Source organism: Flavobacterium circumlabens (assembly GCF_004345565.1).
Classification (GTDB): domain Bacteria; phylum Bacteroidota; class Bacteroidia; order Flavobacteriales; family Flavobacteriaceae; genus Flavobacterium; species Flavobacterium circumlabens.
On the sequence record NZ_SLWA01000005.1, the window covers coordinates 291,378 to 316,318 of the forward strand.

27 protein-coding genes and 1 pseudogene are annotated in these 24,941 nt (G+C 36.4%); 9 read left to right on the forward strand and 19 right to left on the reverse strand.

Annotated features, from left to right (window positions below):
• Positions 1 to 53: 53 nt before the first annotated feature.
• The gene (locus EV142_RS14140; RefSeq protein ID WP_132036509.1) at positions 54 to 692 is read right to left on the reverse strand and encodes a M949_RS01915 family surface polysaccharide biosynthesis protein; all 639 of its coding nucleotides are present in this window, start codon (positions 690 to 692) and stop codon (positions 54 to 56) included.
• A 464-nt stretch (positions 693 to 1,156) separates the two neighbouring features.
• A complete protein-coding gene (locus EV142_RS14145) occupies positions 1,157 to 1,525 on the reverse strand; it encodes a winged helix-turn-helix transcriptional regulator (RefSeq protein ID WP_132036510.1) in 369 nt (122 codons plus the stop codon).
• A gap of 129 nt (positions 1,526 to 1,654) precedes the next feature.
• On the opposite strand from EV142_RS14145, the pseudogene EV142_RS14150 reads away from it, so the two are divergent.
• Positions 1,655 to 2,594 (forward strand): annotated as a pseudogene (locus tag EV142_RS14150) (NADP-dependent oxidoreductase).
• A gap of 95 nt (positions 2,595 to 2,689) precedes the next feature.
• On the opposite strand, the gene EV142_RS14155 reads toward EV142_RS14150, so the two are convergent.
• The 6 genes from EV142_RS14155 to EV142_RS14180 all read right to left on the reverse strand — a co-directional run bounded on the left by EV142_RS14155 (position 2,690) and on the right by EV142_RS14180 (position 8,394).
• Positions 2,690 to 4,876 carry a multicopper oxidase family protein gene (locus tag EV142_RS14155; RefSeq protein WP_132036511.1) on the reverse strand — a complete coding sequence of 729 codons (2,187 nt, stop codon included), beginning with the start codon at positions 4,874 to 4,876 and terminating at the stop codon, positions 2,690 to 2,692.
• A gap of 58 nt (positions 4,877 to 4,934) precedes the next feature.
• Positions 4,935 to 5,648 carry a heavy-metal-associated domain-containing protein gene (locus EV142_RS14160; protein ID WP_132036512.1) on the reverse strand — a complete coding sequence of 238 codons (714 nt, stop codon included), beginning with the start codon at positions 5,646 to 5,648 and terminating at the stop codon, positions 4,935 to 4,937.
• 189 nt (positions 5,649 to 5,837) lie between these two features.
• Positions 5,838 to 6,398, reverse strand: a complete 561-nt coding sequence (locus EV142_RS14165; RefSeq protein ID WP_132036513.1) for a helix-turn-helix domain-containing protein — start codon at positions 6,396 to 6,398, stop codon at positions 5,838 to 5,840.
• 3 nt (positions 6,399 to 6,401) lie between these two features.
• Positions 6,402 to 6,929 (reverse strand): DUF3347 domain-containing protein, encoded by a 528-nt coding sequence (locus EV142_RS14170; protein WP_132036514.1) that lies wholly within the window; start codon positions 6,927 to 6,929, stop codon positions 6,402 to 6,404.
• Between the two features lie 177 nt (positions 6,930 to 7,106).
• On the reverse strand, positions 7,107 to 7,490 hold the full coding sequence (locus tag EV142_RS14175) for a hypothetical protein (protein WP_132036515.1): 384 nt from the start codon (positions 7,488 to 7,490) through the stop codon (positions 7,107 to 7,109).
• A 70-nt stretch (positions 7,491 to 7,560) separates the two neighbouring features.
• Complete coding sequence (locus tag EV142_RS14180; RefSeq protein ID WP_132036516.1) at positions 7,561 to 8,394, reverse strand: AraC family transcriptional regulator; 834 nt, start codon at positions 8,392 to 8,394, stop codon at positions 7,561 to 7,563.
• Between the two features lie 103 nt (positions 8,395 to 8,497).
• Between EV142_RS14180 and EV142_RS14185 the strand changes: the two genes are divergently transcribed.
• Both EV142_RS14185 and EV142_RS24700 read left to right on the forward strand, forming a co-directional pair.
• Entirely contained in the window at positions 8,498 to 9,391 is an 894-nt protein-coding gene (locus EV142_RS14185) for an MFS transporter (protein WP_371311639.1), read from the forward strand.
• A 44-nt stretch (positions 9,392 to 9,435) separates the two neighbouring features.
• A complete protein-coding gene (locus EV142_RS24700) occupies positions 9,436 to 9,672 on the forward strand; it encodes a hypothetical protein (RefSeq protein WP_396184591.1) in 237 nt (78 codons plus the stop codon).
• Between the two features lie 140 nt (positions 9,673 to 9,812).
• On the opposite strand, the gene metQ is transcribed toward EV142_RS24700, so the two are convergent.
• The 11 genes from metQ to EV142_RS14240 form a co-directional block, all read right to left on the reverse strand.
• Complete coding sequence (metQ, locus tag EV142_RS14190) at positions 9,813 to 10,631, reverse strand: methionine ABC transporter substrate-binding lipoprotein MetQ (protein WP_132036517.1); 819 nt, start codon at positions 10,629 to 10,631, stop codon at positions 9,813 to 9,815.
• Between the two features lie 28 nt (positions 10,632 to 10,659).
• A complete protein-coding gene (gene metI / locus EV142_RS14195; RefSeq protein ID WP_132036518.1) occupies positions 10,660 to 11,313 on the reverse strand; it encodes a methionine ABC transporter permease MetI in 654 nt (217 codons plus the stop codon).
• Entirely contained in the window at positions 11,306 to 12,337 is a 1,032-nt protein-coding gene (metN, locus tag EV142_RS14200; protein ID WP_132036519.1) for a methionine ABC transporter ATP-binding protein MetN, read from the reverse strand. Before metN ends, metI begins: the two co-directional genes overlap by 8 nt.
• A gap of 262 nt (positions 12,338 to 12,599) precedes the next feature.
• Positions 12,600 to 13,172 carry a pentapeptide repeat-containing protein gene (locus EV142_RS14205; protein ID WP_132036520.1) on the reverse strand — a complete coding sequence of 191 codons (573 nt, stop codon included), beginning with the start codon at positions 13,170 to 13,172 and terminating at the stop codon, positions 12,600 to 12,602.
• A gap of 43 nt (positions 13,173 to 13,215) precedes the next feature.
• Positions 13,216 to 13,416 (reverse strand): hypothetical protein, encoded by a 201-nt coding sequence (locus EV142_RS14210; RefSeq protein ID WP_132036521.1) that lies wholly within the window; start codon positions 13,414 to 13,416, stop codon positions 13,216 to 13,218.
• A 71-nt stretch (positions 13,417 to 13,487) separates the two neighbouring features.
• Positions 13,488 to 14,402: a helix-turn-helix domain-containing protein gene (locus tag EV142_RS14215; protein WP_238698725.1), complete on the reverse strand. Its 915-nt coding sequence runs from the start codon at positions 14,400 to 14,402 to the stop codon at positions 13,488 to 13,490.
• A 10-nt stretch (positions 14,403 to 14,412) separates the two neighbouring features.
• Positions 14,413 to 14,976: a DUF6642 family protein gene (locus tag EV142_RS14220; RefSeq protein WP_132036523.1), complete on the reverse strand. Its 564-nt coding sequence runs from the start codon at positions 14,974 to 14,976 to the stop codon at positions 14,413 to 14,415.
• A 400-nt stretch (positions 14,977 to 15,376) separates the two neighbouring features.
• Positions 15,377 to 15,766: a hypothetical protein gene (locus EV142_RS14225; protein ID WP_202978503.1), complete on the reverse strand. Its 390-nt coding sequence runs from the start codon at positions 15,764 to 15,766 to the stop codon at positions 15,377 to 15,379.
• Between the two features lie 272 nt (positions 15,767 to 16,038).
• Positions 16,039 to 16,371, reverse strand: coding sequence for a hypothetical protein (locus EV142_RS14230; RefSeq protein WP_132036524.1), 333 nt, complete (start codon positions 16,369 to 16,371; stop codon positions 16,039 to 16,041).
• A gap of 34 nt (positions 16,372 to 16,405) precedes the next feature.
• Positions 16,406 to 16,756: a DUF2200 domain-containing protein gene (locus EV142_RS14235; protein WP_132036525.1), complete on the reverse strand. Its 351-nt coding sequence runs from the start codon at positions 16,754 to 16,756 to the stop codon at positions 16,406 to 16,408.
• A 30-nt stretch (positions 16,757 to 16,786) separates the two neighbouring features.
• Positions 16,787 to 17,164, reverse strand: a complete 378-nt coding sequence (locus EV142_RS14240; RefSeq protein WP_132036526.1) for a VOC family protein — start codon at positions 17,162 to 17,164, stop codon at positions 16,787 to 16,789.
• 336 nt (positions 17,165 to 17,500) lie between these two features.
• Between EV142_RS14240 and EV142_RS14245 the strand changes: the two genes are divergently transcribed.
• From EV142_RS14245 to EV142_RS14270, 6 genes are all read left to right on the forward strand, one after another.
• Positions 17,501 to 18,238, forward strand: coding sequence for a hypothetical protein (locus EV142_RS14245; protein WP_132036527.1), 738 nt, complete (start codon positions 17,501 to 17,503; stop codon positions 18,236 to 18,238).
• A 96-nt stretch (positions 18,239 to 18,334) separates the two neighbouring features.
• Positions 18,335 to 19,039, forward strand: a complete 705-nt coding sequence (locus EV142_RS14250; RefSeq protein ID WP_158286331.1) for a sensor histidine kinase — start codon at positions 18,335 to 18,337, stop codon at positions 19,037 to 19,039.
• 12 nt (positions 19,040 to 19,051) lie between these two features.
• Positions 19,052 to 21,001 (forward strand): sigma 54-interacting response regulator, encoded by a 1,950-nt coding sequence (locus EV142_RS14255; RefSeq protein WP_132036529.1) that lies wholly within the window; start codon positions 19,052 to 19,054, stop codon positions 20,999 to 21,001.
• 260 nt (positions 21,002 to 21,261) lie between these two features.
• Positions 21,262 to 22,050, forward strand: coding sequence for an alpha/beta hydrolase (locus EV142_RS14260; protein WP_132036530.1), 789 nt, complete (start codon positions 21,262 to 21,264; stop codon positions 22,048 to 22,050).
• 44 nt (positions 22,051 to 22,094) lie between these two features.
• On the forward strand, positions 22,095 to 23,114 hold the full coding sequence (locus EV142_RS14265) for an alpha/beta fold hydrolase (protein WP_132036531.1): 1,020 nt from the start codon (positions 22,095 to 22,097) through the stop codon (positions 23,112 to 23,114).
• 33 nt (positions 23,115 to 23,147) lie between these two features.
• On the forward strand, positions 23,148 to 24,917 hold the full coding sequence (locus EV142_RS14270) for an amidohydrolase (protein ID WP_132036532.1): 1,770 nt from the start codon (positions 23,148 to 23,150) through the stop codon (positions 24,915 to 24,917).
• Positions 24,918 to 24,941: the final 24 nt, after the last annotated feature.

Here is a 24,941-nt window from a genome sequence, read left to right on the forward strand (position 1 = left end):
TGGGATTTGTAAGAATAATTAAGTTGTTAATGTTTTTGTAAATAAACAACCCATTATTGCCAAACCTTATTAACATGCTTTTGCCACAGTTTTTTCGCATACTCCCTAAATGCTGCAGGGCCTTCGTTAAAAGCTTTGTCAAAAGTATATTTTCCGCCTAAGTAACGCTTCTCCTCTACCTTCACCTTATTTTCCCCACGCATTGAAAATTTTTCATTGTTCTCGTGCATAATTATTTTCATAGTCGAAGGACTAACATCTCCGTGACAAACAGTGGTGTACATGACCCAAATTTCAGCTATTCCGTCTTTGTTCAGATCAGTAATGCTGAAAGTGTTTTTTACAAAGTTCGCTTCTATTTCTACTGGACAGTCATGAATAAAATCATAGATTTTCCAGTTCAGCGCTGCATTTTTTCCGGATACAATATAATGGTAAGCATATAATGCGGCATCACGGGAATCTTCACTATCAGAGTTTTTAGTCGTGAATTCCCCTGTTTCAGTCAACAAAACAATATTCTCTCCAAGTTTGTCATTCCAGGATACTGCGTTTTTGACATTACCGGTGTATTTTATCTCTTTTGGAATTTTATTCGGATCTGTTTTTTTGGGAAGAATGGTCGTATTCTGGCCAATAAGTTTTGCGGAAAGGATGGTAAGCAGGACCAGAAACTTAATTTTATTTTTCATTTGCTAGGCTTTTGTTTTATTTAAGGTGTAAAAAAATCAGTATTACTTAGTATTACGATTGTAATTTCTCTTAATAAAATATTGAATGAATATGGTTATTACTAAAATTATTATAAAAATAAATTCGACAAAAATTAATCCTAACAAAGGCATTCCGCAACGGATTTGTCCATTTGAATTAATTCTGAGATTGTGTGAAACGATTTGAAAAGCCAAATAGGAGAATACTGTTTGTGAAAGAAAGCTAATTACGCTGACTTTAAAAAAAGATAATTTTATAGTTTCAGGCTTAAAGTTTCTTCCAAAGATAATTTGAAAAATCAGAGGTAAAACAAGTAATAAAAAAGGATTGATTCCGTACATGAATTTAAAGAGTTTTTGTTGGTTTTGCTCATTTCAAAAGTAATGCCAGTTCCTGAAAGATAGTTATACTTTTATAAATTCATTTCGATAAATAGGAATCATTAGCTTGTTTTTAGTGAAGACAAAACCTTCTCTTTCAAGCGCTGCTTATCTCCCCATTCTTTCAAATGATTGATAAACGGAATCAGTTCCATGCCAATGTCGGTTAAAGAATATTCTACTTTTGGCGGCACTTCATGGTACACTTTTCTGGAGACCAATTCATCCTCTTCGAGTTCTCTTAAAGTCTGGGTCAGCATTTTGGGCGTTACATCTACAAGAGTTTTTCGTAATTCGCCATAACGTAGTATATTTTTATTACTCAAATTCCATAAAATCCTTCCTTTGTATTTACCGCCAATTCTCTTAAAAGCGTAGTCAACGGAGCAAACTACATCTGTACAACCGTCTGTATAATTATTTTTCGCCATTTTTTTAATTTTTAAATCCTTGATAATCAATAATAGTATACTTTTGGTGTGTAGGGTACAAAAAAGTGCATACTTGTGGCAAAGATACTGATATTATACTTTTGTACTTTAATTTTAAAATAAATTATGATGAAAGCAATTATATTGAATGAAGCAGGACCTGCATCCAACTTTAAATATGTAGATATTCCGAAACCGGAAATTAACGCTGATGAGGTTTTAGTAAAGTGCCTTGAGTATCAATCCGGTTGATTACAAAACAAGGTCTTCTGAAGGTGGGATCAAACGTTTTTTTGAAGACGAACGTCCGGTTATTTTAGGCTGGGATTTGTCCGGGACCATAGTGGAAACCGGGAAAGAGGTTACGGATTTTAAACTAAACGATGAAGTATTCGGAATGGTAAACTTTCCCGGAAAAGGAAAAGCTTACGCAGAATATGTTGCGGTTCCGGCTTCGCATTTGGCTTTAAAACCAGAAAATATTTCGCATGAAGAAGCGGCAGCGGGAACACTTGCTTTGCTTACAGCCTGGCAGGCTCTGGTTACGAACGGAAAAATAAAAGAAGGGGATAAAGTTTTAATTCATGGTGCATCGGGCGGAGTAGGGCATTATGCCACACAAATTGCCAGACACTTTAAAGCGCATGTAATCGGAACTTCCTCTGAGAAAAATAAAGAGTTTGTTTTGCAAAACGGAGCCGATCAGCATATTGATTATACCAAAACAGATTTTGAAAAGGAAGTTTCTGATGTGGATTTGGTTTTAAATTCAATTTCAGATGCCATCAACAATCGTTCGGTCGATGTGGTAAAACCAGGCGGAAAAATCATTTATATTTTAGGTGCAATTGCTCCGGAATATGCAGAAAAAGCCAAAAACAAGAATGTCGATTTATTTGCTATTCTGGTTGAATCTTCCGGTGCTGATATGAAAGCTGTTGCTGATTTAATGCAAAAAGGAAGTATCAAATCGCATGTGTCACAAATATTTTCATTTGATGAAATGGACAAAGCACATTTGCAATTAGAGACCGGAAGAACAGTGGGTAAAATTGTAATTAAGCTTTAATCGCATTCATTTAAATAAAAAACATCCGTTCGTAGTTAGTAGGAATGGATGTTTTTTTTGTTTAAATACAATAAGAACAGTTTAAAATCTAACGGCTAATAATTCAGATTGACTCCAAAACCAACTCCCATATCGCTGTCATAATGCGTTGTAATTCCGAAGTTTCTTGCCACGATATATTTAATTCCGGTCCTATATTCTTTATCGGTATTCCACATTAAGTTCATGCGTAAACGTTTTGAAAGCGGAATGTCTTTTCGTTCCAGTTGAAAACGTATATTTCCATCGGTATAGACCTCTACCTGAGCTTTTATAAGCATTGGTAACGTATATTCAAGACCCGCGCTAAAAACAGAACGATTGTCTTTGGTATTAGACTGGCCGAAAAGATTTTGTTCCTGTTCGTCCATTCCCATTTTTCTGTAACGCCAGTCAAAACCGATAAAAAGCATCAGCCATTGATTTTTTCCAATGTAACGCCCAATGTGGGTTTCGGTTTCGTAACCGTGACTATCATTGTAGCCCAGTCTCCATTCCGTTCCAATACTCCAGCGGGTGCTGCTGAACATCGCTTCACCGTCATTTCCGTTTGTAGCAAAATCATTTTCTGCCATAAAATGAAACATTCTGTCGTCCATTTTTAGCATTTTGTAAGCCATTTTCGGATCATGAATCAGCGGATTCGGTGCTGAATTTTCATAACTGAAAATACGTCCCATTCCTGCCATCATGTGGTATAAAATATGACAGTGAAAAAACCAGTCCCCATCTGCATTGGCCTGAAATTCGATGGTATCGGTTTCCATCGGCATAATGTCAATTACATTTTTTAGCGGAGCATAATCGCCCTGCTCGTTCAGGATTCTGAAATCGTGTCCGTGCAAATGCATGGGGTGTCGCATCATCGATCCGTTGTACAATACAATGCGTACATTTTCTCCTTTTTTGATTAAGATTTTATCGGTTTCAGAAATCACTTTATTGTCCAGACTCCACACATAGCGATTCATATTTCCGGACAATTCAAAACGCAATTCCTTAACGGGAGCGTCTTTTGGGAGATTCGTTTTGGTGGGTGATTTCAGCATTCCGTAATTCAGAGTAACAATTTCAGGAGTTTCAGTGCTGTCATTACCCATTTGCATGCTTTCTGTGTGTGCTGCGTGGTTCACAGGTTTTGAATTTTCATCTTCGCCTGAAATTTCAGGATACATTACGGCATTCATATCCATTTTATTCAGGGACATTTTCATGCCCATGTCATTCATTTCGCCGTTCATTTTCATCATGCCGTTCATCATTTTCATTCCTTCGAAATATTTTAGTTTCGAAAGAGAAACAACAGGCTGTTGAACTCTGTCTCCCAGAAATAAAGATGCTGATCCCGTTCTGTCTTCGGCTGTAGCCAAAAAAGCAAAGGATTTTTTATCTTCCGCAATGGTAACAATAATATCATACGTTTCAGAAACCGCAATAATAAGGCGATCTACTGCTACAGGTTCAACATCGTTCCCGTCACTGGCTACAACTGTTATTTTTCCGCCTCCGTAAGTCAGCCAGAAATAACTGGAAGCACCGCCGTTTGCAATTCTGAGCCTGACTTTTGCTCCGGGTTTAAACTGTGAAAGCTGCTCCTGATTTTTTCCATTGATTAGAAACTTCTCATAATACACATCGCTCACATCCATGGCATTCATTCGTTTCCATTCGTTGGTTACTTTGGTTGAAAAATGACCTTGTTTCAGGGCTTCGGCATAACTTTGGGTGGTTCCTTTTTTTATCGCAAACCAATCGTTGGCATTGTGCAGCATTCGTTGCACGTTTTCGGGTTTTAAGTCGGTCCATTCGCTCAAAATAACAGGAACGGTTGGTAAATCATCAATGCCTTTTCTGAAAGTCGGATCGTCTTTCTTTTTATTGATAATGAAAAGTCCGTACAAACCCACTTGCTCCTGAAGACCGGAATGGCTGTGGTACCAATACGTTCCGTTTTGAATAATTGGAAAACTGTATTTATGAGTGGTGTTGGGCGCAATCGGCATTTGGGTCAGATACGGAACACCGTCTTCTTTGTTGGGTAAAAATAAACCGTGCCAATGCAGCGAAGTGCTTTCTTTTAATTCGTTATGCACATAAATTTCCGCAATATCTCCTTCCGTAAAAGTAAGGGTTGGCATTGGAATTTGTCCGTTTACTGCAAAAGCCTGTTTTTCCTTGCCTGAAAAATTGACAATTGTATCCCGTACGTATAAGTCATAACGCACCACCTTTTGTGAAAGCATGATTTGTATGCTAAAAAGGAGAAATAGTGATGAGAAAAATATTTTTTTATAATCCATATTATAGCATTGTTATCAGCATTATTAAACTCATGATGATCATTAAACCATCTTCTATAATGGTCACGGTGCTCATTGGTAAATTAAAAACGTCTCCTAAACAGGCACATTGAATTTTCTTTTTGTTCAATACAGATTGCAGGACACCAACGATGCTAATACTCATAACGATAAAGGTAAGGGCATTGGTCAGCAGCGGATTAAAATTGATTACATACGAAATTCCTAAACCCAGTTCGAGAAAAGCATATACATAACCCCAGACCGGGATTTTTTTCGCCAGCACATCGTACATTTTATAGCTCTCGGCAAAACCTTTTAAGTTCAGCATTTTAAAAAATGAAAAAACCAAAAAGAATCCCGCCATGAAATGACGCATTGCCTGCATAAAATCAAAATGAGAATTGATAAGCTGAATCAGGCCGGTAATCAGACTGATATAAAAGAAGATCAGTAGAATTGGTTTGTAGGTTTCCAGCCAGGATTTTGTTTCTTCTGCCATTTCATTATGGTGGATCGCTGAAATTTGATATTTACTGTCCAGAAGATGCTGCAATTCATTCAGACCAACATGTTTGCTCATGGTCACAGTGGCACTGTTTTTTTCTTTGAAAACTTCAACCGCGGTTACATGCTCTGCCGATTGCAGTGCTTTTTTTACTTTGTCGGTACAGCTGGTGCAGGTCATTCCGGTAATCTGATAGGTATGTGTCATTGTTTTATCTTTAAATAGTACAATGCAAATTTCCGAAGCAGGATTGGCTTCGTGTTGTATAATTTTGTGAATGATTTGTAATATTTACAAAATAATAATAACCGCAAGGGTCGCAAGGTTTTGTATCTGTCGTGTTTTATAAAAATGCAACGTTCACAAAGCTTTGCGTTCTTTGCGGTAAAAAAAAAATTACAAATTCTCGATCTGAATACGTTTTTTGTCTTTCAGCTGCTTAAAATAAGTGGGTGTAAAACCGGTGATTTTTTTGAACTGATTGCTCAGATGTGCCACATTACTATAGTTTAGGATGTCGGCAATTTCGCTTAACGAAAGTTCATTATAAATCAATAATTCTTTTACCTTTTCTATTTTCTGACTAATGAAATATTTTTCGATAGTAGTATTTTCTGTTTCCGAAAATAAATTGCTCAGCGTGTTATAATCCTGATGAAGGTTTTCAGACAAATAATCAGACAAATTGATTTTCAGTTCATTGTTTTTATGATGAACCAAATCGATAATCAGGTTTTTTATTTTCTCGATTGTTTTGCTTTTTTTGTCATCAAGCAGGTCAAAACCCAAAGAATGCAGGCTTTGAAGTAAATCTCTTTTTTGATTTTCTGTGATTTCCTCCTGCAATTCAACTTCACCCAGTTCAACAGAAATAGTGTGAAGTCCGAGTTTCTCAAACTCAGACTTCACTACCATTTTACATCTGCTGCATACCATGTTTTTGATATAGAGCGTCATAATTTATTTGATCGTTTCTACCACATTTCCACAAGTCAGCATTGAAGAACCGTAATACGGATTTTTAACTGCTTTTTCTTTGCTTAACCAATTGGCATCTGCCATAGGACAATATTGGTAGTAAACCGTTTCTGCAGGATTGGAAGCTTTGATCAGTTCGTAAGTGCTTTTAGATAAGGATTTAAAAGTTTCTCTTTGTTTTTTAAGCTCCTGATTCGATGCAATTGCTTTGGCATCAGCAGTCATTTTTTTCATGACTTTCATCCAGACGTTGTGCTCTGCGGTTTTTAACTGATCCATTTTTACGGCAGCAATGGCAGTTAAAAGGTCTTTAGATTTTGCTGAAGTGGTTTTTGCGTCACTTTTGATCAGGGCGTCTTTCATCGCAAAATACTCATCAAAAACAGGTTTCAGTTTAGAGTCCTGAACTTCTTCTGTTGTGATTGGAGATTTTATTTCTTTTGCTGAAATGGTGTTTACGGATAGTATTATTGTAATTGCTGACAAAACAGCTGTTATTGCGTTTTTCATTTTTTATATGTTTTGGAAAAAGATTTTAAGTTTTCCTTTCGATTAATTTTTTTTGTTTTCTGGTAGTCTTCCTTAAAATAGCAAAGAAAAATAAGCAATAAACCTGCTGTCTTTGCGTAAAATTTTAGGATAAGCGGTGCTGTCAAAACCCATTTAGGGCTGTCACAGCTACAATTATTATATTTTAGGAGGTAGCCAGATAGAAGTGAAACCATCAGAAATTCGGGCTTCATTGTGATAGGAAACAGGTTTTTCTATTGAAAAATTGAAAAGAATATTCGGAAGTTCAAAGTCATTTAAAGCCGGAATGCTAAACTGTAAAGAAGAGGTTGTACAATTCGTATGGTTGCATTTTCCGTCACAGTCATGCTTCTCTTTTTTGGGAGAGGCAGTTTTCCTGCAACAATCTTTTGTACAGCAGTCTTTTTCTTTTTCGTTAGCGCTAATTTCTTTTTTGTGAGCGCTTTTGCCTGTATGATTTTCACATGCATAACCCGAAATCGGAGTCAGAAAGAAACCAATGGCCAGGAATACAAATAATATGAAGGCTTTTTTTGTCAACGAAAATGGTTTGGTGATACAAATTTAGATAAAAATTATTCAGGTCTGCGCTCTTTTAAGATTTCAATAACTAAAGTCTTTTAAAATCAGTAGGTTTCATATTCTTTCTTTTCTTGAAATAATTGGACAAATGGCTTTCATCGGTAAAACCGAATTCGTACGCAATTTGTTTGACGGGCAATTGATTGTTCTGAAAACGTTTTTCGATCAGGGTTGTTCTCAGATTATGAATGTAATCGCGGTAACTAATTGCAAAAGTCCTTTTGAAATAGGCACTGAAATAAGTCTGGGCAATATTAAAATGATCGGCAATTACTTTAATCTGAACCAGTTTCGGCTGATAAATATTCTGATGGATGTAAGAAGTAATCTGCTCATTGTCAATAGAATTTCCTTTTACGACCAGATTCAGGCCGCGCATCGTTTCTTTTATTAATCCAAAAATGGACAGGATCTGGTAAAATACAATGGGCGAATTCGAAATATCGGTTTTGCAATTGTAGGCAGAAATGTTTTCAATTGTATTTCTTAAAATCGTTTTACACGGATCATCCAATTTTAAAACAGTTTCTTTTAGTGTTTTATCCCGCATGAAACTTTCGGGTGTATGAACTAAAAATTCATCACAGGTCAGGTTTTGTTTGGAATTGAAATAATTGTCGGTAAACTTGATATAAAAAAAACGCGTGCTTTTCTTTATGTCAAAATAATGCTCGTCATCTGGCGAAATCACAAATAAATCACCTGTTTTATAAGGTAAGAGATTATTATTTAAATGATGAATTCCGTTTCCTTTTTTTATATAGATGATTTCATAATAGGTATGGGTATGCATAGGAAGATGAAATTTCTCGTCTTCAAATTCATCTATTAAAAGCGTTTCAAATTGATTTAATTTAGTCATAGCTTAAATATACAAGTTTATGTCGTAAATGTACAACTATTTTTTTGTAGAAGGGGCTTAAATTTGCATCATAGAAAATCTATTCCTTTCTTGTAAAAAAAAAATGAAAAAAAGTCTTATTGCGCTGTCATTGGGTGGTTTAACGATCGGGATTACCGAATTTGTTATGATGGGCCTGTTGCCTGATATTGCTTCAGATATGAAAGTTACGATTCCCGTTGCCGGATATTTAATTTCGGCCTACGCACTTGGAGTTGTCATAGGAGCACCCCTGTTAGTAATTCTGGGCAGAAATTTTGCTCCGAAAAAAATGCTTTTAATTTTAGCTTTGATGTTAACGGTTTTTAATGCGCTGTCGATCATTGCTCCCAACTATAATTTTTTATTCGCTTCGAGGTTTCTCTCCGGACTGCCACACGGCGCTTTCTTTGGAGTGGGAGCGGTTGTTGCTAGCCGTTTGGCGGACAAAGGAAAAGAAGCGCAGGCGATCGCTATCATGTTCTCAGGTTTAACACTGGCTAATCTGATTGGTGTACCGATTGGAACTTATATCGGGCACCATTTTATCTGGCGTTATACCTTCATATTGATTGCCATTGTTGGCTTGCTTACCTTTTTGTTTATCTATTTATGGATGCCCAATCTGGAAAACAACCAAAAGGTAAATATGAGAACGCAATTAAAATTTTTCCAGAAAATGGATGCGTGGCTCATTATCGGAATCACATCAATTGGTTTTGGCGGATTGTTTGCCTGGATCAGTTATATCGCGCCGCTGTTGATTAATGTTTCTAAATTTTCTCCCGAAGATGTTTCGTATATTTTAATCCTGGCCGGTTTCGGAATGGTGGTAGGGAATTTTTTAGGCGGTAAACTGGCGGATAATTTTCTCCTGCACCGACTACCTTGGCTTTGTTGTTTGTCATGTCGATCGATTTGGTTTTGGTTTACTTTTTCTCGTACAATCAATATGCTTCTTTGGTCTTTACGTTTTTAACAGGAGCGATTTCATTCTCTGTTATTGCGCCTATTCAAATGCTTATGATTCGTACTGCAAAGGGTGCAGAGATGATTGCTTCAGCTTCATTGCAGGGAAGCTTTAATATCGGAAATGCATTAGGTGCTTTTCTTGGCGGTTTGCCGCTTATCGCAGGATATAGTTATGCTTCTCCGAATCTTATCGGGGTTGGAATGTCGATTGTAGGGATGATTATTACTCTTGTCCTGATTCAAAGAAGAAGTACGGCTCCGGATTTACAGACGGTGGAAACTGTTTAATTTTCTTCCAAGGCCTGATTTTAAAAAAGGATGAAGTAATCCTCTTTTCCAGATAATTCAAAATTTGGTTTCATAAAAAATGGCTGACAATTCGTTTTGTCAGCCATTTTTTTGATGTCGGTTAAAAGTGAATTAAGGTTTTACCAGCCTTTTACTGCGCCGCCTTTAAATTCTTTTTCTGCTGCTTTGGCAACTTCTTCAGATTGAAATGCTTTTAGGAATTTCAATACTTTCGGGTCGTTTTTATTGTCTTCTCTTGAAACCACCAAATTGACATAAGGAGAATCTTTATCTTCCACAAATAAAGCATCCCTGGAAGGTACAAGTCCGGCCTGAGATGAGAAAGTGTTGTTGATAATGGCTATCGTTACATTCTGATCGTCTAATGTTCTTGGAATTTGCGGAGCTTCTAATTCTAATATTTTTATATTCTTCGGGTTTTGGGTGATGTCTGTTACTTTTGGTAAAAGGCCAACATTGTCTCTCAGTTTCAGAATGCCATTTTTTTGAAGCAGTAATAGGGAACGTCCTCCGTTTGTAGGATCATTTGGAATTACGATTGTACTTTCCGGTTTTAATTCGGCGAGCGTTTTTATTTTTCTGGAATAAGCCGCAATCGGATAAATGAAAGTCTTTCCGATAATCGCCAGCTTGTATCCCCTTTGTTGTGATTGTGCATCCAGATAAGGTTTGTGCTGGAAAGCATTGGCATCAATATCACCCTGATTTAAGGCTTCGTTCGGAACTACATAATCATTGAATGTAATTAACTCCACTTCTAAGCCGTATTTTTCTTTGGCTACTTTTTGAGCGGCCTGTGCTACTGCAAATTCAGGTCCGGCTGCCACTCCCACCTTTATATAATTGGGGTCATTTTTCTTGTCTTTTCCACAGTTGGCCAGCAAAAGTGTTAGCAGTAAAATTCCTGTCAGTATCGAAAATTTATTTCTTGTATTCATGTTTTTATTTTAAAATTAAAGCTGGGTTTTATCTGTGATCAAAATATTTAGAAAGTCTGTCGCCTGCAAATTGTATGATAAATACAAGAGTAACGAGCAAAATCAGAACGGTATTCATAATCGCTGCATCGTAACCAATATAACCATATTGATAACCAATTTGTCCGAGTCCACCGGCACCTACAGCACCACCCATTGCAGAATACCCTACAAGTGTGATCAGTGTAATCGATGCGGCATTAATAAGGGACGGAAGGGCTTCCGGCAATAGAACTTTGTATACAATTTGTAAAGGTGTTGCGCCCAGGGCTCTTGCTGCTTCAATCAATCCGGAAGGCAGGCTGAGTAAACTGTTTTCTACCAGTCTTGCGATAAAAGGAGCGGCACCAATGCTTAAAGGTACCAATGCAGCACTAACACCAATAGAAGTTCCGACCAAAGCTCTGGTAAAAGGAATCATCCAGACAATTAAAATGATAAAGGGAATCGATCTGAAAATGTTGATGATGATCGAAAGAATACGATTGAATACCACATGTTCCAAGATCTGGCCTTTTCGGGTAAGGAATAATAAAATTCCCGATGGAAGTCCTAATAAAAAACCGAAAAATCCGGCCAGGAATGTCATTACAATTGTTTCTAATGTTCCTTGTACTAGTAATGTTATAATAGATTCAGACATAGCCTAATATTTCTGTTTTTACGTGTTTTTCTTTAAAAAATTGAATTGCTTCTTTTTGCTGCGTTTCGTTGCCGGACAATTCGACGATCAGAATTCCGAAATTGGTCTCGCCGGCATATGCCGTCTGAGCGGTAATAATGTTGGCATTCACACCAAACTGAATGGCAGCCTGAGTCAGAATAGGCTCGTTTACTGATTTTCCGTTCAGTTCTAATCGTAAAAGAGGATGTAAGCCTTCCTTGTAAGCTGACTCTAGACGTTCCTGATACACATCCGGGATATCAATGTGTAAGGAAGAGGCGATAAACTCGCGTGTCAGTTCATGCTGCGGATTGGCAAATATTTCACCTACAGTTCCCTGTTCTATTAGTTTTCCGTTACTTATTACAGCAACCTCGTCACAAATTGCCTTAACGACTTCCATTTGGTGGGTGATGAGCAGTATTGTGATATTAAGACGTTTGTTGATGTCTTTTAACAGATTTAAAATTGACCTTGTAGTTCCGGGATCCAGTGCGCTGGTCGCTTCGTCACACAAAAGCACTTTTGGATTATTAGCGAGAGTTCTTGCAATAGCGACACGCTGTTTTTGACCACCGGAGAGACTGGCAGGATAATCATTGACTTTTTCAGTTAGTCCGACAAGTTCTAATAGTTCCTGTACACGTTCTTTAATGATGCTTTTAGAAACACCGGCTAATTCTAAGGAAAACGCGACATTCTCAAAAACAGTTCTGGAGGATAAAAGATTGAAATGCTGAAAAATCATTCCGATTTGTCTTCTTTCCTGTGCCAGTTGGGAATTGCTTAAGAGCAGCAATGATTTTCCGTCCACGATTACCTCGCCCGAAGTTGGTTTTTCAAGTAAATTGATGCAGCGGATTAAAGTACTTTTTCCGGCTCCGGAAGTACCAATAACACCGAAAATTTTTCCTGGAGGTACATGTAGTGAAACATCCTGCAATGCATTAATTTCACGGCCTGTTTTATAAAAGGTCTTCGTAATATTCTTTAATTCTATCATATTTTATTATTTGCAATCCGTTGAAAGCTAAAGAAGAAAAAAAAGTTCTTCTCAATTTGGGTGCAAATGTAAGCGATATTTATTTTATAATCAAATCTATCGGCTAAGTAGAATATTGATAAAATGTTAAATTTTCAATCAAATGTCTGATTTTTATTTTATGAAGGCATGGATTTGAATCGTTAATTGATTAAATGCTCAGTTTTTCAGTCTCACTTTCCAGTAACGACTGTAAACTGAGACTGAGACTGAGACTGAAAACTTATTCAATATCCAAATCAAACTTCTCCAGCAAACCGGCAAGTGCACTATGGGAAACTTTTGTTCTTTTGATTTTATTTCCGGAAGGGTCAAAAGCATAATTCCTGGAAGACCTGAAATCCGTTTTCTCTAAAATACATTCGACAAAAGTCGCATTCGAAAGATCACAATTTTTAAAAACGGCCAGCGATAAATCAGTATTAGAGAAGTCAACCTCTTTAAGGGAGCAATCTGTAAAATATGTTTTCTTTAATTTTTTATAAATGAAAGTAGAATAATCAATCATGCAATCCTGGAAATTCATTGAAAACAAAAAACTGTTACTGGCGCTAAAGTCCAGTCCCATTAACTTACAGCCGATAAAATTGATGTTTTTCAGTCCGGTATTCTTAAGCACCGCCAGTGAAAGATTGCAGTTTTTAAAAGTACAGTCTAAAAAATCAATATAACTGAAGTCACTTTTCGAAAAGTTGCAATTGATAAATTCACAACTAATAAATTCATTATCGGATAGTTTTTGATCTGAATAATCAACGGTGTCAAAGGTTTTGTTTTGATGCAGTGCGGCTTCCATAAATAGAGGTTGAAATTGATAAATGATTCTAGGCAGGTAAATTTTATTCTAATTCGATACAGTCAAAAACCGTGTTTTTGAGGAATAATTCTGTTATTTCGGTTTCACTGTCAATTCTCAGAATGTTATCGCAATCCTCAAGATCAAAGTTCCATTGGGCATCGGTCAGTAATTCGCTAAGTAATTCGGAGGCTAAGTTTAATTTCGATTTTGTATCAACAGAGGTTTTAAAAACATAAATCATAATTCGCTTTTTTTTTACCCTGCAAATTTCTATAAATAACAACCAGTACGATAGGATTTCGTAATCAATAATCAGGACTTATCAATCAATTTTCGATATTGAATAGGTGTAATACCTTCGTGTTTTTTGAAAAAACGACTAAAGTACGAATGATCTTCATGGCCTACCTGCATGGAAATTTCACTTATAGAAAGTGTGGTCTGGAAAAGCAGGTATTTGGCTTCCAGTAAAATGGTTTCTTCAATCCATTTGGCAGCAGACTTACCGGTAGTAGATTTTACAGATTTGTTTAAATGGTTTGGCGTAATATTAAGCTGGTCCGCATAGTAGTTTACCTGATGGTTTGTTTTAATACCTGCGTAAATCAGTTCCCTGAACCGCGCAGAAATAACATGAGCTGCCGCAGTATTTTTAGAGGTTTTAATGGCGTTAATGTTCATTTCACAGAACAAAGCCATCAGATAAGATTGTATGAGGTCTAAATTGACGGTTTCTGTTTTCAGATATTCAGCTTCGAGACGATTTAGTAAATTGGTGATAAAAGGAAAGTCTTTTTCAGGAACGCTAATTTTTGGATTGCCCCAGATTTTCAGGAAATCAAAATCATGGAGCGTTTCACGGTTGCCGTATTTGCTGATCAGAATATCGGGATGTACCTGACAGATATAACGCTGGTAATTACTGTTAATATCCTCAATTGAGAAAATCTGGCCGGCCGGAACCACAATAATTTCACAGGGTAATGTCTTATACTCCTCAAATCCAAGGTTGATAATGTGTATGCCTGAAGTGATAAAGAGCAGGGTATGGCAAACATGTTTGGAAGGTGGAACAGGATACTGAAGCTGCATGATTTCTTCCAGTTTCAGGCAAAAAAAATGATCCGAATTCGATTTGAAAAGCTGTTGTAGAGGGTTTTCTGATCCAATAAATTTTTCCCGAAATCCCTTTAATTCATATGTTTTTACTTTTTCGGCCGTTTTCATTTTCATCATTTTAATAATACAATCTAAAATCGAGTAGTTGGCAAAGATTGTAATGTTTCTGGAATAATTCTTCTACAACTTCTGTAAGATCGTCATTGTCCTGGTATAAACTAAAAAATGCCTTATCGATTGTACTGCAGCTCGCTATTTTATTATAAGTGGATCCATAACCCGAAATGGCACGTGCTCCGGTAATATCTAAAAAATATTGTGCTTCATCATTGGTTAAATCCAGGATTTTTTTGTTGGCAAAATGAATCACCTTTCCTTTCATTTTTCCTTCAAAAAGTTCCGCAATTTCCTGAAGACTGTAATAATAATCATGAAGGCAGATATTATTGGCTTCTCCGGGCATTACCAGATAAATAATTTCATAGTCCGTAAAATTATGATCTTCGTAAAGTAATACATTCAGACTTTCTTCTAATCCCTCAATTGTATCGCAGGTTTTGTAGATACTGGCAATGCCCCAGTTGATGGCTATTTCCTCCAGATTTTTAACCACGTCGGTAGTTAGGATTGTATCTACGTCCGGAACACCTTCCAGGCAGAAAATAAATTTATCATTATCCATACAATTGTATTTTACCGGTTTTTTTTAAAGTGCCAATAAGATCACTTTTCTCGATGTGACAAATGTATTTTTTCTTGGATAAAAACGAGTACGGGAAATAAATTTTAACGCAATTTTTTTAGCTCATTTAACGAATGTTTATGTTATAAAAAAAATGTAAAGCATTTTTTAGAACCTCTGAAAATGTCTTTACATTAAGATCGATGTTTATGAAGCAGTTAAATTGTCTGAGTTGTTTGAAGTATTCGGCAGGATTAAAAATATAAATCTCAGTTTTCAGCTGCAGTATTCATCCCCAAATGAAACCGTTACTGAGACTGAGATTTTTATATTGTAGTACGATGTGAATTTATAATGTAACCTTTTTTTCTGTCGATTCGAATGAAACCGGATCCGTAAATTAATTGTCTCTGTCCAAAATCAGGAGCTTCTGCCACCATTTTTGTTCTGTTTTATGCAACAGTTCATCCATTGGCCCGTTATTATTAGCTCTTTTATGTCCACAAGCTGCGCAAAAAGAAGCTTTAGAAGTTCTGTAGGGCTTATTGCAGTTTTCGCAAGGCGGGCCGTACAGTTCAATTCTATGGTGCATTATTGCATTAGGCTCCGTTTCTTCAAAACCGGACAGCTCTTTGTAATAGTCGAGCAGCGCTTTAAAACGCTCCTGTCTTGTCATATTACATTTGCCTGTTTCAAAACCCTGGCGATAAAGTTTAGACGCAATTAAATGTTCTTCTTCATTCAACATGGGAATTTCCATTTTACAACGCCAACACCAAAGATTTTCCATAGTTTGATTTTTTATCGATTCAACTTATGTAATGTTTTACTTTTTATGACACCCGGTCTTTTATTGTGCTAATTTGAGTTATTTTATTGATAAATACTTACGGTTTTCCACATTTGAATACAAAAATCGCTTTTATTATGAAAAAAAAAACGAGTAGAAATACCTGTTTTTGAAAAATAGCCATTTATAAGGCATAAAAAAAAGATTACTTTAGACAAATCCATTTTTGAATTGGTCTTTAGTATTTTTTGAAATTCATGTTTTATTTAATTTCAAAAAAAAGATACAGTGATACTATTCTCCGTTAAAATATTTAGATCGGTCGGTTTAATTTTAAAAACACTATTCCAAAAAGAAACGGAATCTTTTGGATAAGGTATTTTTATAACGGAGGGAATCAGTTTTTGGCCATTATTTCTTTCAAAACGAATCTGATCTAAAATATAGGCCTGAACATGCTTTTTATTAAAAGTTTCCAGAAATTCAGGTCTTACCTCTATCTCTTCTGCAAGACAGACACGTCCTTCACCCGATACTGGTGATATATAAGTAATTCCGATAATATCTTCTATTACTGCCAGATCCGTGCGTTTTATTTTTAGCATTTTGAATAGACTAAAGTTGAGGTTTTAAATAAGATTAAGGTCTTAAAATTTTCTCCATGGCTTTTCCTTTTGCCAATTCATCAATCAATTTGTCTAAAAAGCGGATCTTTTGCATGAGTTTATCTTCGATTTGTTCTACACGATAGCCACAAATCACACCGGTAATTTTTGAAGTATTCTGATTCATTTCCGGCGCTTCGGCAAAAAAAGTTTCGAAATCAGTTTTGTGGTCAATTAGTTGCTGCAATGCCTGTTGATTATATCCTGTCAGCCAGTAAATTATAGTGTCTACTTCTTCTTTTGTGCGGCCTTTTTTCTCTGCTTTGCTGATATAGTGCGGATAGACACTTGCAAAAGATGTCGTAAATATTCTATGTTTTTCCATAGCGTTTAAAAACTTGTTTTACAATCGGATCTAATCGAAAGGCTCCCAAAGCTGAATTTTGTTTCCTTCCATATCAATTATATGAACAAATTTTCCGTAATCATAAGTTTCTATCTGGTCGACAATTGTCACGCCTTCTTTTTTTAATTCTTCCACCAATGCTTCCAGATCTGCAACTCTGTAGTTAATCATAAAGTCTTTTGCAGAAGGTTCAAAATATTTTGTAGCCTCGGGAAACGGACTCCATTGTGTTGAGCCATTTTTGGTGGAATCTGTCGCTTCTTTCCATTCAAATGTTGCCCCGTAGTCATTGGTATCCAGGCCCAGATGGGTTTTGTACCAATTTCTCATTTGTTCAGGGTCGTTGCATTTGAAAAAAATGCCCCCAATACCTGTTACTTTTTTCATTTTTTTTGCTTTTTTATTTTTTAAAATCGGAGCGAAACTAAATTCAGAAAATGTTGTGTTTCGTAAATTGATTTTTATCGCTAAGCTAAATTAAGAATTTTTATACTAAATATTCGGGTAAATTTATGGGTACGATAAAATTTTCAAAATTCTGGAATTCAGCATTTAAGAAACTTACGAACATTTAAGAATAATCTCCTAAGAAGAGTTTAAAAAAAACAAATGATAAGGAAAAACAACGATATATCGTTGGCCTTAAAAAATGCAATTTACTGGTATTATACTCCAATTTATCAATAACTTTGAAATTAAGAGTTAACCCTATATACTTAATAGATGAAACCATCTGCCTGCACAGAATATTTTATCGTTATCCTGCTTCTGGTTGGTAATTCGTTCGTTATAAATGCCCAGTCACATTTGTATACGGAGGCAGAAGTAATCAAAAACGAAAAGTCCCTGGCAGAACTAGAGGGAGTTGATAAGGTAAAAACTTTACTGAAATTAAGTGACTGGTATGAAATGTCATACAATAACCCTAAAACATTAGAAAAAGCATTTCAATATGCTGAGGAAGCCCTTCGGATAAGCCAGAATCTTCATTCTAATATTTATGCTGGTAAATGTTATCTGCAACTTTCCATGGTGCAGGAGTTGCGAAATAACAATTCAATGATAGAAGTCAACGCCAGAAAAGCCATAGACGTATTGAGTAAAACAAATCAAACAGATGATTTGGGAGAAGCATGGGTAATGGTCTGGTCCGCTAAAATGCGTACTAATGCACCAATAGAAGAGAGATTAGTTCCAATTTTTAAAGCCGCATCTCAATTTGAAAAATCCAGAAACAATAAAAGAAGCGGTGACTGCTATAGAGAAATCAGCGAATTGTATTTTTCAATCTCAGATTTTCACAACTCTCTAAATTCGCTAAAAAGAGCTATATTTTTCTATAAAGCAGCTAATCTTAAAGAAAATGATATTTATCCTATTTCCTCCAGACTGAACATTATTTATGAAACAGAAAAGAAAAGCATGGATATTATCAAACTTAAAAATAAAACCTTGTTGTAGCAAAGCAAACTGAAAAACGAGATATTTTTACGTAATTCCATGGTAATTTTTGTTTTCCTTTTACTTATAATCCTTGGATTACTTTATAAAAGTTTTATGTTTAAGAAGAGAACAAACAAGGTGCTCGAAACACAACAAAATGAAATCAATAAAAAAAATACCGCACTGCAAAAGCTGGTCGTTGAAAAAGAATGGCTGCTGAGAGAAATTCATCACAGAATAAAAAATAACCTTCATATGGTGGTTGGGCTTTTGGCAAGTCAAACGGAATTTTTAAAAAATGAAGAAGCAGTTCAGGCCATCAACGACAGTCAGAACAGGATTCAGGCTATGTCTTTAATTCATCAAAAATTATATCAGTCAGAGAGTTTATCTATAATTGATATGCCATCTTACATCTTCGAATTAACTGAATATTTAAAAGATTCATTTGAAATCAGAAATACCATCCGGATTATTTTAGACATAGACAGTTTTAATCTGCCTTTATCACATTCAATTCCAATTGGGCTGATTTTTAACGAAGCAGTTACAAATGCTATTAAATATGCTTTCCCGGATCATAAAAACGGAGTTATTACTATTTCACTTAAAGCCGTCAAAAACAACAAGTATGTATTGATTATAGGCGATAATGGTATTGGGCTTCCACCTGATTTTGACCCTTATAACAACCCTTCATTAGGAATAAAGTTAATGCATGGACTTTCTGCCGACATCGATGGAAAGTTTTTAATTACAAATTCAAACGGAACCAAAATAACTTTGGAATTCATTTTCAATGAAAATAATTCTCTTTAACTTAATTGTAAAATGGCAAAACCACTAAAAATACTTATTGTTGAAGATCAGTTTGTAGAGGCCAATCATTTACGGCTTATGCTGAAAAAAGCCGGGCATTCTGTTATGGGAATGGCAAGGTCAGTAACTGATGCCAAATATTATATTGCACAGGAAAAACCGGAATTGGTATTATTGGACATCTTTCTTTCGGGAAAGCAGACCGGTATTGATCTTGCTGAAATACTTAAAGAAGATGATATTCCATTTATTTATCTCTCTGCTAATTCTAATGAAGAAGTGCTGAGCAAAGCGAAACTTACCCATCCTTACGGCTTTTTGGTAAAACCTTTTAGAGAAAAAGATTTATTAATCACCATTGAAATTGCCGAATATCATCAGCAGCACGGAATAGAATCTTCCATTAGAAAAGAGCTCTTGTTTCAGAAACAATTAAAAACCATAGTGACAAAAAGCGGCACCTGGGACGACAGGGTTCTTAACATTATTACTGCATTGCAGTCTTTAATTTCTTTTGATCTTGTAATGGCTGTTTTTTATATGGAAAATAAATTATCCAGCAGAGTTTTGGGCTACGCAAGAACAGGCTTACACGAATACCAGCGAATAGGAATTGAAGAGTTGCAAAATATTACTGCTTTAAAAGAATCTGAAATTACTGAATTGCGGAACAAAAGTAAGGTTGAGACCGAAGCCACATTCTATAACGGTGATGATTTTATAAAAATATGCAATAAAACCCCTATCAAAAGGGTAATAGCATCCGCAATGAATATGCATTCGAATCTCATGCTGCCCGTTCCTTTATCACTCAGTAATAATGGCGGACTATATTTATCTTTTTTCAGCAGAAAGGCAGACAATTATAATAAAAACCATTTAACACTATGCGAGAGGCTTCAGGAACCCTTAATTTTTGCCATTGAAAATTTAATCAGTCATGATAAGAAATTAGACCATAAACATACTTCTTCTGAAAATCCCGATAAAAGTAAGCATATAAAAAATTCAGGCTTTGAATCAATTGTGGGGAAAAGTCCGGCCCTGCTAAAAATATTTGATCATATTTTGCAGGTGGCTCCCGCTGATACAACAGTTTTGATTACTGGAGAAAGCGGTACGGGAAAGGAAAGTATTGCCCATACTATCAGAGAGCTTTCAACAAGAAAGAATCAGCCTTTTGTTAAGATTAACTGTTCTGCGCTGCCTCCGAGTCTTATAGAATCGGAGCTATTCGGACATGAAAAAGGATCTTTTACCGGTGCATCAGAAAGACGAATTGGTAAATTTGAACAAGCAGATAATGGTACCTTATTTCTGGACGAGATCGGTGATATGCCATTGGAAATGCAGGCAAAACTGCTAAGGGCGATTCAGGAAAAAGAAATTGAACGTGTTGGAGGAAATGTTTCCATAAAAGTAAATGTCCGGATTATTGCAGCTACCAATTGCAATCTTGAAAAGGAAGTCGCTGATGGTCGTTTCAGACTTGATTTGTATTACAGGTTAAATGTATTTCCGATTCAGTTACCGCCTTTACGGGAACGAAAAGAAGATATCGGTCTTCTTGCCCGTCATTTTATTGCTGTCTATAGTTCTAAAACGGGAAAAAATGTGACGGAAATAGCGGAAAGTGCTTTAAAAAGTCTTTTATCCTATCAATGGCCGGGGAATATCCGTGAACTTGAGAATCTTATTGAGAGAAGTATTCTTTTGGCAAAGACAGACACCATTGAGCACATCCCTCTCCCTGCTTTTGATGAAGTGAAAATAAATAACAATTCAAATGAGTGGTACTTTAAAACTATTCAGGAAAATGAAAGAGAGCATATTATAAATGTTTTGGAGAAATGCAACGGAAGAATCAGAGGAACGGGAGGAGCATCAGAGATATTAGGGCTTCCTCCCACAACACTGGCTTCAAGAATGCAGAAATTGGGCATAAAGAGAAGTCATTTCTAAATTGTGAATTTGTAAAATGTAAGATGTGAAATGTAAAAATGGTTTGAAATACTTTTAAATTTACTAAATAGTGTTACTTACATTTTACTGTTATATTTCACATCTCACAAAAAAACGATATTCAGTTGCATTATTTTCGTTGTACGACGAAATAAAGTCGTTTAAAATTACAATTAAAAATATAACTTACTGAAAAACAATTAGTTGATAAAAAGGTTCGGTTTTAGTTTATACTTTGGCATAACATTAAAATTTGTATTATGCTGACTGAAAACCCTACTACGATACTTTTTATTACAGGCGCATTTGTAAGCAATAAATGCTGGGAGGAATGGAAAGTTTTTTTTGAAAGCAAAGGCTTTAAAACGCTGGCTCCGGCGTGGCCTTATAAAGACGCTCCTGCAGCTGTTTTACGCGATCGTCATCCTGATCCTCAAATTGCAGGTCTCAGGTTAACTCAATTAATCGAATACTTTGAGGAGGTTGCCGGAAGCCTTCCTCAAAAACCTATTATAATTGGCCACTCTATCGGCGGGCTTATAGCACAGATACTTTTACAGCGTAATCTGGCATCAGCCGCAATTGCCATTCATTCAGTTCCTCCACAGGGAATTATGACTTTTAAATTTTCTTTTTTAAAAGCAGGCTGGGGACCGCTTGGTTTTTTTACTTCAGCAAAAAAAACTTTTTTAATGAGCTTCAGCCAGTGGCAGTACGCATTTACTAACGGAATGCCTGAAGAATGGCAGGACAAAGCGTATTGTGACTCCGTTGTTCCGGAATCTAAATTAATCGTTCGTGATACGATCACTTCAGCTGCAAAAGTAGATTTTCGCGCTCCGCATAAACCCTTGCTGCTAATTGCAGGATCAAAGGATCACACTATTCCGGAATCCCTGAATTATGCTAATTACAAAAAATACACAGACAAAAATTCTATTACCGATTTCAGGGTTTTTCCCGAAAGAAATCATTTTGTTTTAAATCAGCCCGGCTGGCAGGGAATTGCTGTCTTTATACAAGACTGGATCTTAAATCTGCCCGCATAAAATTATAATAACCAATTATTTAGTAACCAATTAAAATTTTAATTATGAAAACAAATTTAGTAAACACCGCCTTTTTAAACTTCAAAAACAGAGCAGCCCAGTTTTTCACCTTTGGATTTTTACTATTGACTTTAATTTCTTGTAATAAAAAAACAGAAGAAAATCCTGCGACAGAAACAAAAACTGCAGCAGCAGCCGACACGGCTCAAGTTGCACCTGCAGATCCGCCATCGAATTTCAAACATGCCACCGCATTGGTAAATGGCGTAAATATTCATTATGTAATTGGCGGTAAAGGAGAACCTCTTGTACTGGTACACGGTTTTGGTCAAAACTGGTACATGTGGAACCGTCTGCTTCCGGAACTTTCCAAACATTTTACGGTGATCGCACCGGATCTTAGAGGAGTTGGTGAATCAGACAAACCGGAAACCGGTTATGATAAAAAAACAATGGCTACTGATATTCATGAACTGGTGAAAAAATTAGGATACAATTCCGTTAATCTTGCCGGACACGATATCGGACTTATGGTAGCCTACGCTTATGCTGCGCAATATGGCAGTGAAGTTAAAAAATTAGCTTTGATGGATGCGCTGCTTCCGGGTATTGAACCGGTTTGGTCTAAAGTTTCGGCATCAGCATGGTGGTTCGGATTTTTTGCATGGCCGGCTTCAGGAGATATCGTAAAAGGCAAAGAGAAAGAATTTTTGATCAATTTCTGGCCAATGGTAGGACATGTTAAAGATCCTTTTACAGCCGAAGAAACTGCTGAATTTGTGAGAGCCTATGCGGTTAAAGATGGTGCAAAATCAACTTTTAAATGGTTTGGAGCTTTTCCACAAGATGGAAAAGACAATCTGGTTTTTGCAAAAACGAAACTTAAAATGCCATTACTGGCGATGGGCGGTGAATATTTTGCGGCGGCTTTCCTTAAAGATCATTCCAAATTAGTAGCCGAAAATGTAACCGAATCACAAATTGCAGGTTCAGGACATTGGCTCGTTCAGGAAAATACAGCTCAGGTACAAAAAGATTTACTGGCTTTTTTCCTTGCAAAATAAGGTAACAGAAACAGACCAATTAAATCTGAAAAAATGAAACAAATATTTGTAATACTATTATTTTTCTTTGGTCTGTTGGTACAGTCTCAGGAAAAAGCGGACCTGATTATCTACAACGGAAAAATTGCCACCATGCAAAAACCCGGCGAATTTGTTCAGGCACTGGCAACAAAAAATGGAATTATCCTGGCAACCGGAACTTCAAAAAGTATTTTGGAAAGTTATAAAACCACAGCAACTAAAACCATTGATGTCAAAGGTAAAACCGTGGTTCCGGGACTAAATGACAGCCATATTCACGTGATTCGTGAAGGGCTCAATTATAATTCGGAATTGCGGTGGGACGGAGTTAAAACGTTGAAAAGAGCGATGGAAATGCTTAAAGAACAAGCCGCCAGAACGCCGCCCGGAGTCTGGATCAAAGTAATCGGGGGCTGGAATGAATTTGGATTCGAGGAAAAAAGACAACCCACCATCGACGAAATAAATGCGGCCGTTCCTGACAAACCTGTTTTTATAACCTATTTGTATGGTAAAGCATTTTTGAACAAAAAAGGAATCGAGGTTTTAGGCTATAACAAAGACACCCATTATGAAGGCAGTGTTTTAGAACAAGACAAAAACGGGAATTTAACCGGATTGATGTTTGCAAAAGAAACACCAAAAGCCATTTACACTACTTTGGGATTAACCACAAAATTAACTCCCGAAGAAAGAATAAACAGTTCGCTTCAGTTTAATCGGGAACTCAACCGTTTTGGTTTAACATCAGTAATCGATGCAGCAGGGGGATCACAAAACTACCCTGCAGATTATTCGACTTCTATGGAATTGGCCAAACAGGGAAAACTGAACCTCAGGATTTCCTATTATCTCTTTGCCCAGCAAAAAGGAAAAGAACTTCAGGATTATGAAAAATGGGTTTCCGAAACGGTTATCAACAAAAATGATAATCTTTTAACAGCCAACGGTTATACCGAAGAAGGTGCCGGTGAAAACATAGTAGCCTCTGCGGCAGATTTTGAAAATTTCCTGGAACCAAGAATTGTCCTTTCTGATGAAATGGAAAAAGATCTGGAACCTATCATCCGATTACTGGTTAAAAACAGATGGCCGTTTCGATTACATGCCACTTACGGCGAATCGATCGACAGAATGCTGAATGTTTTTGAGAAAGTCAATAAAGATATTCCGTTTAACGGATTGCGTTGGTTTTTTGATCATGCCGAAACGATTACACCTCAGGAATTAGACAGGGTAAAAGCGCTTAATGGCGGAATCGCGGTTCAGTTCAGAATGTATTTTCAGGGAGAATTGTATCAAAAAATGTATGGTACTCCAAAAACACAATTGCCTCCCATTAAAAGTATGTTAGCTATGGGAATCCCTGTTGGAATGGGAACTGACGCTACCCGTATTTCAACGTACAATCCCTGGATGGCGCTGCACTGGCTCATTACAGGAAAAACTTTAGGCGGCATGCAGTTTTGGCCAAAAGACCAGGTTTTGGATAAGTTTACCGCACTTCAATTATACACGGCAGGAAGCGCCTGGTTTTCTGGTGAGGAAAAAGAAAAAGGAAAGCTGGTAAAAGGAATGTATGCTGATTTCTCGGTTTTATCAGAGGATTATTTTACAATTTCAGCCGATAAAGTTCGAAATATCGAATCGGACCTGACCCTTGTAAATGGAAAAGTAGTGTACGGCGCAAGAGATTTTAAAGCACTTGATCCTGAAATTGCTCCGGTAATTCCGGATTGGTCGCCAGTAAAATATTTTGGCGGCTATACTAAAAAACTTTAAACATAAATAAAATTCGTTGGATGT

What these genes read in the sequence shown, in the direction of transcription:
- EV142_RS14140 (WP_132036509.1), bottom strand. Translation starts at nt 692, where the DNA reads ATGAAAAATAAAATTAAGTTTCTGGTCCTGCTTACCATCCTTTCCGCA.
- EV142_RS14145 (WP_132036510.1), bottom strand. Translation starts at nt 1,525, where the DNA reads ATGGCGAAAAATAATTATACAGACGGTTGTACAGATGTAGTTTGCTCC.
- EV142_RS14155 (WP_132036511.1), bottom strand. Translation starts at nt 4,876, where the DNA reads ATGCTTTCACAAAAGGTGGTGCGTTATGACTTATACGTACGGGATACA.
- EV142_RS14160 (WP_132036512.1), bottom strand. Translation starts at nt 5,648, where the DNA reads ATGACACATACCTATCAGATTACCGGAATGACCTGCACCAGCTGTACC.
- EV142_RS14165 (WP_132036513.1), bottom strand. Translation starts at nt 6,398, where the DNA reads ATGACGCTCTATATCAAAAACATGGTATGCAGCAGATGTAAAATGGTA.
- EV142_RS14170 (WP_132036514.1), bottom strand. Translation starts at nt 6,929, where the DNA reads ATGAAAAACGCAATAACAGCTGTTTTGTCAGCAATTACAATAATACTA.
- EV142_RS14180 (WP_132036516.1), bottom strand. Translation starts at nt 8,394, where the DNA reads ATGACTAAATTAAATCAATTTGAAACGCTTTTAATAGATGAATTTGAA.
- EV142_RS14185 (WP_371311639.1), top strand. Translation starts at nt 8,498, where the DNA reads ATGAAAAAAAGTCTTATTGCGCTGTCATTGGGTGGTTTAACGATCGGG.
- EV142_RS24700 (WP_396184591.1), top strand. Translation starts at nt 9,436, where the DNA reads ATGATTCGTACTGCAAAGGGTGCAGAGATGATTGCTTCAGCTTCATTG.
- metQ (WP_132036517.1), bottom strand. Translation starts at nt 10,631, where the DNA reads ATGAATACAAGAAATAAATTTTCGATACTGACAGGAATTTTACTGCTA.
- metI (WP_132036518.1), bottom strand. Translation starts at nt 11,313, where the DNA reads ATGTCTGAATCTATTATAACATTACTAGTACAAGGAACATTAGAAACA.
- metN (WP_132036519.1), bottom strand. Translation starts at nt 12,337, where the DNA reads ATGATAGAATTAAAGAATATTACGAAGACCTTTTATAAAACAGGCCGT.
- EV142_RS14205 (WP_132036520.1), bottom strand. Translation starts at nt 13,172, where the DNA reads ATGGAAGCCGCACTGCATCAAAACAAAACCTTTGACACCGTTGATTAT.
- EV142_RS14210 (WP_132036521.1), bottom strand. Translation starts at nt 13,416, where the DNA reads ATGATTTATGTTTTTAAAACCTCTGTTGATACAAAATCGAAATTAAAC.
- EV142_RS14215 (WP_238698725.1), bottom strand. Translation starts at nt 14,402, where the DNA reads ATGAAAACGGCCGAAAAAGTAAAAACATATGAATTAAAGGGATTTCGG.
- EV142_RS14220 (WP_132036523.1), bottom strand. Translation starts at nt 14,976, where the DNA reads ATGGATAATGATAAATTTATTTTCTGCCTGGAAGGTGTTCCGGACGTA.
- EV142_RS14225 (WP_202978503.1), bottom strand. Translation starts at nt 15,766, where the DNA reads ATGGAAAATCTTTGGTGTTGGCGTTGTAAAATGGAAATTCCCATGTTG.
- EV142_RS14230 (WP_132036524.1), bottom strand. Translation starts at nt 16,371, where the DNA reads ATGCTAAAAATAAAACGCACGGATCTGGCAGTAATAGAAGATATTATC.
- EV142_RS14235 (WP_132036525.1), bottom strand. Translation starts at nt 16,756, where the DNA reads ATGGAAAAACATAGAATATTTACGACATCTTTTGCAAGTGTCTATCCG.
- EV142_RS14240 (WP_132036526.1), bottom strand. Translation starts at nt 17,164, where the DNA reads ATGAAAAAAGTAACAGGTATTGGGGGCATTTTTTTCAAATGCAACGAC.
- EV142_RS14245 (WP_132036527.1), top strand. Translation starts at nt 17,501, where the DNA reads ATGAAACCATCTGCCTGCACAGAATATTTTATCGTTATCCTGCTTCTG.
- EV142_RS14250 (WP_158286331.1), top strand. Translation starts at nt 18,335, where the DNA reads ATGTTTAAGAAGAGAACAAACAAGGTGCTCGAAACACAACAAAATGAA.
- EV142_RS14255 (WP_132036529.1), top strand. Translation starts at nt 19,052, where the DNA reads ATGGCAAAACCACTAAAAATACTTATTGTTGAAGATCAGTTTGTAGAG.
- EV142_RS14260 (WP_132036530.1), top strand. Translation starts at nt 21,262, where the DNA reads ATGCTGACTGAAAACCCTACTACGATACTTTTTATTACAGGCGCATTT.
- EV142_RS14265 (WP_132036531.1), top strand. Translation starts at nt 22,095, where the DNA reads ATGAAAACAAATTTAGTAAACACCGCCTTTTTAAACTTCAAAAACAGA.
- EV142_RS14270 (WP_132036532.1), top strand. Translation starts at nt 23,148, where the DNA reads ATGAAACAAATATTTGTAATACTATTATTTTTCTTTGGTCTGTTGGTA.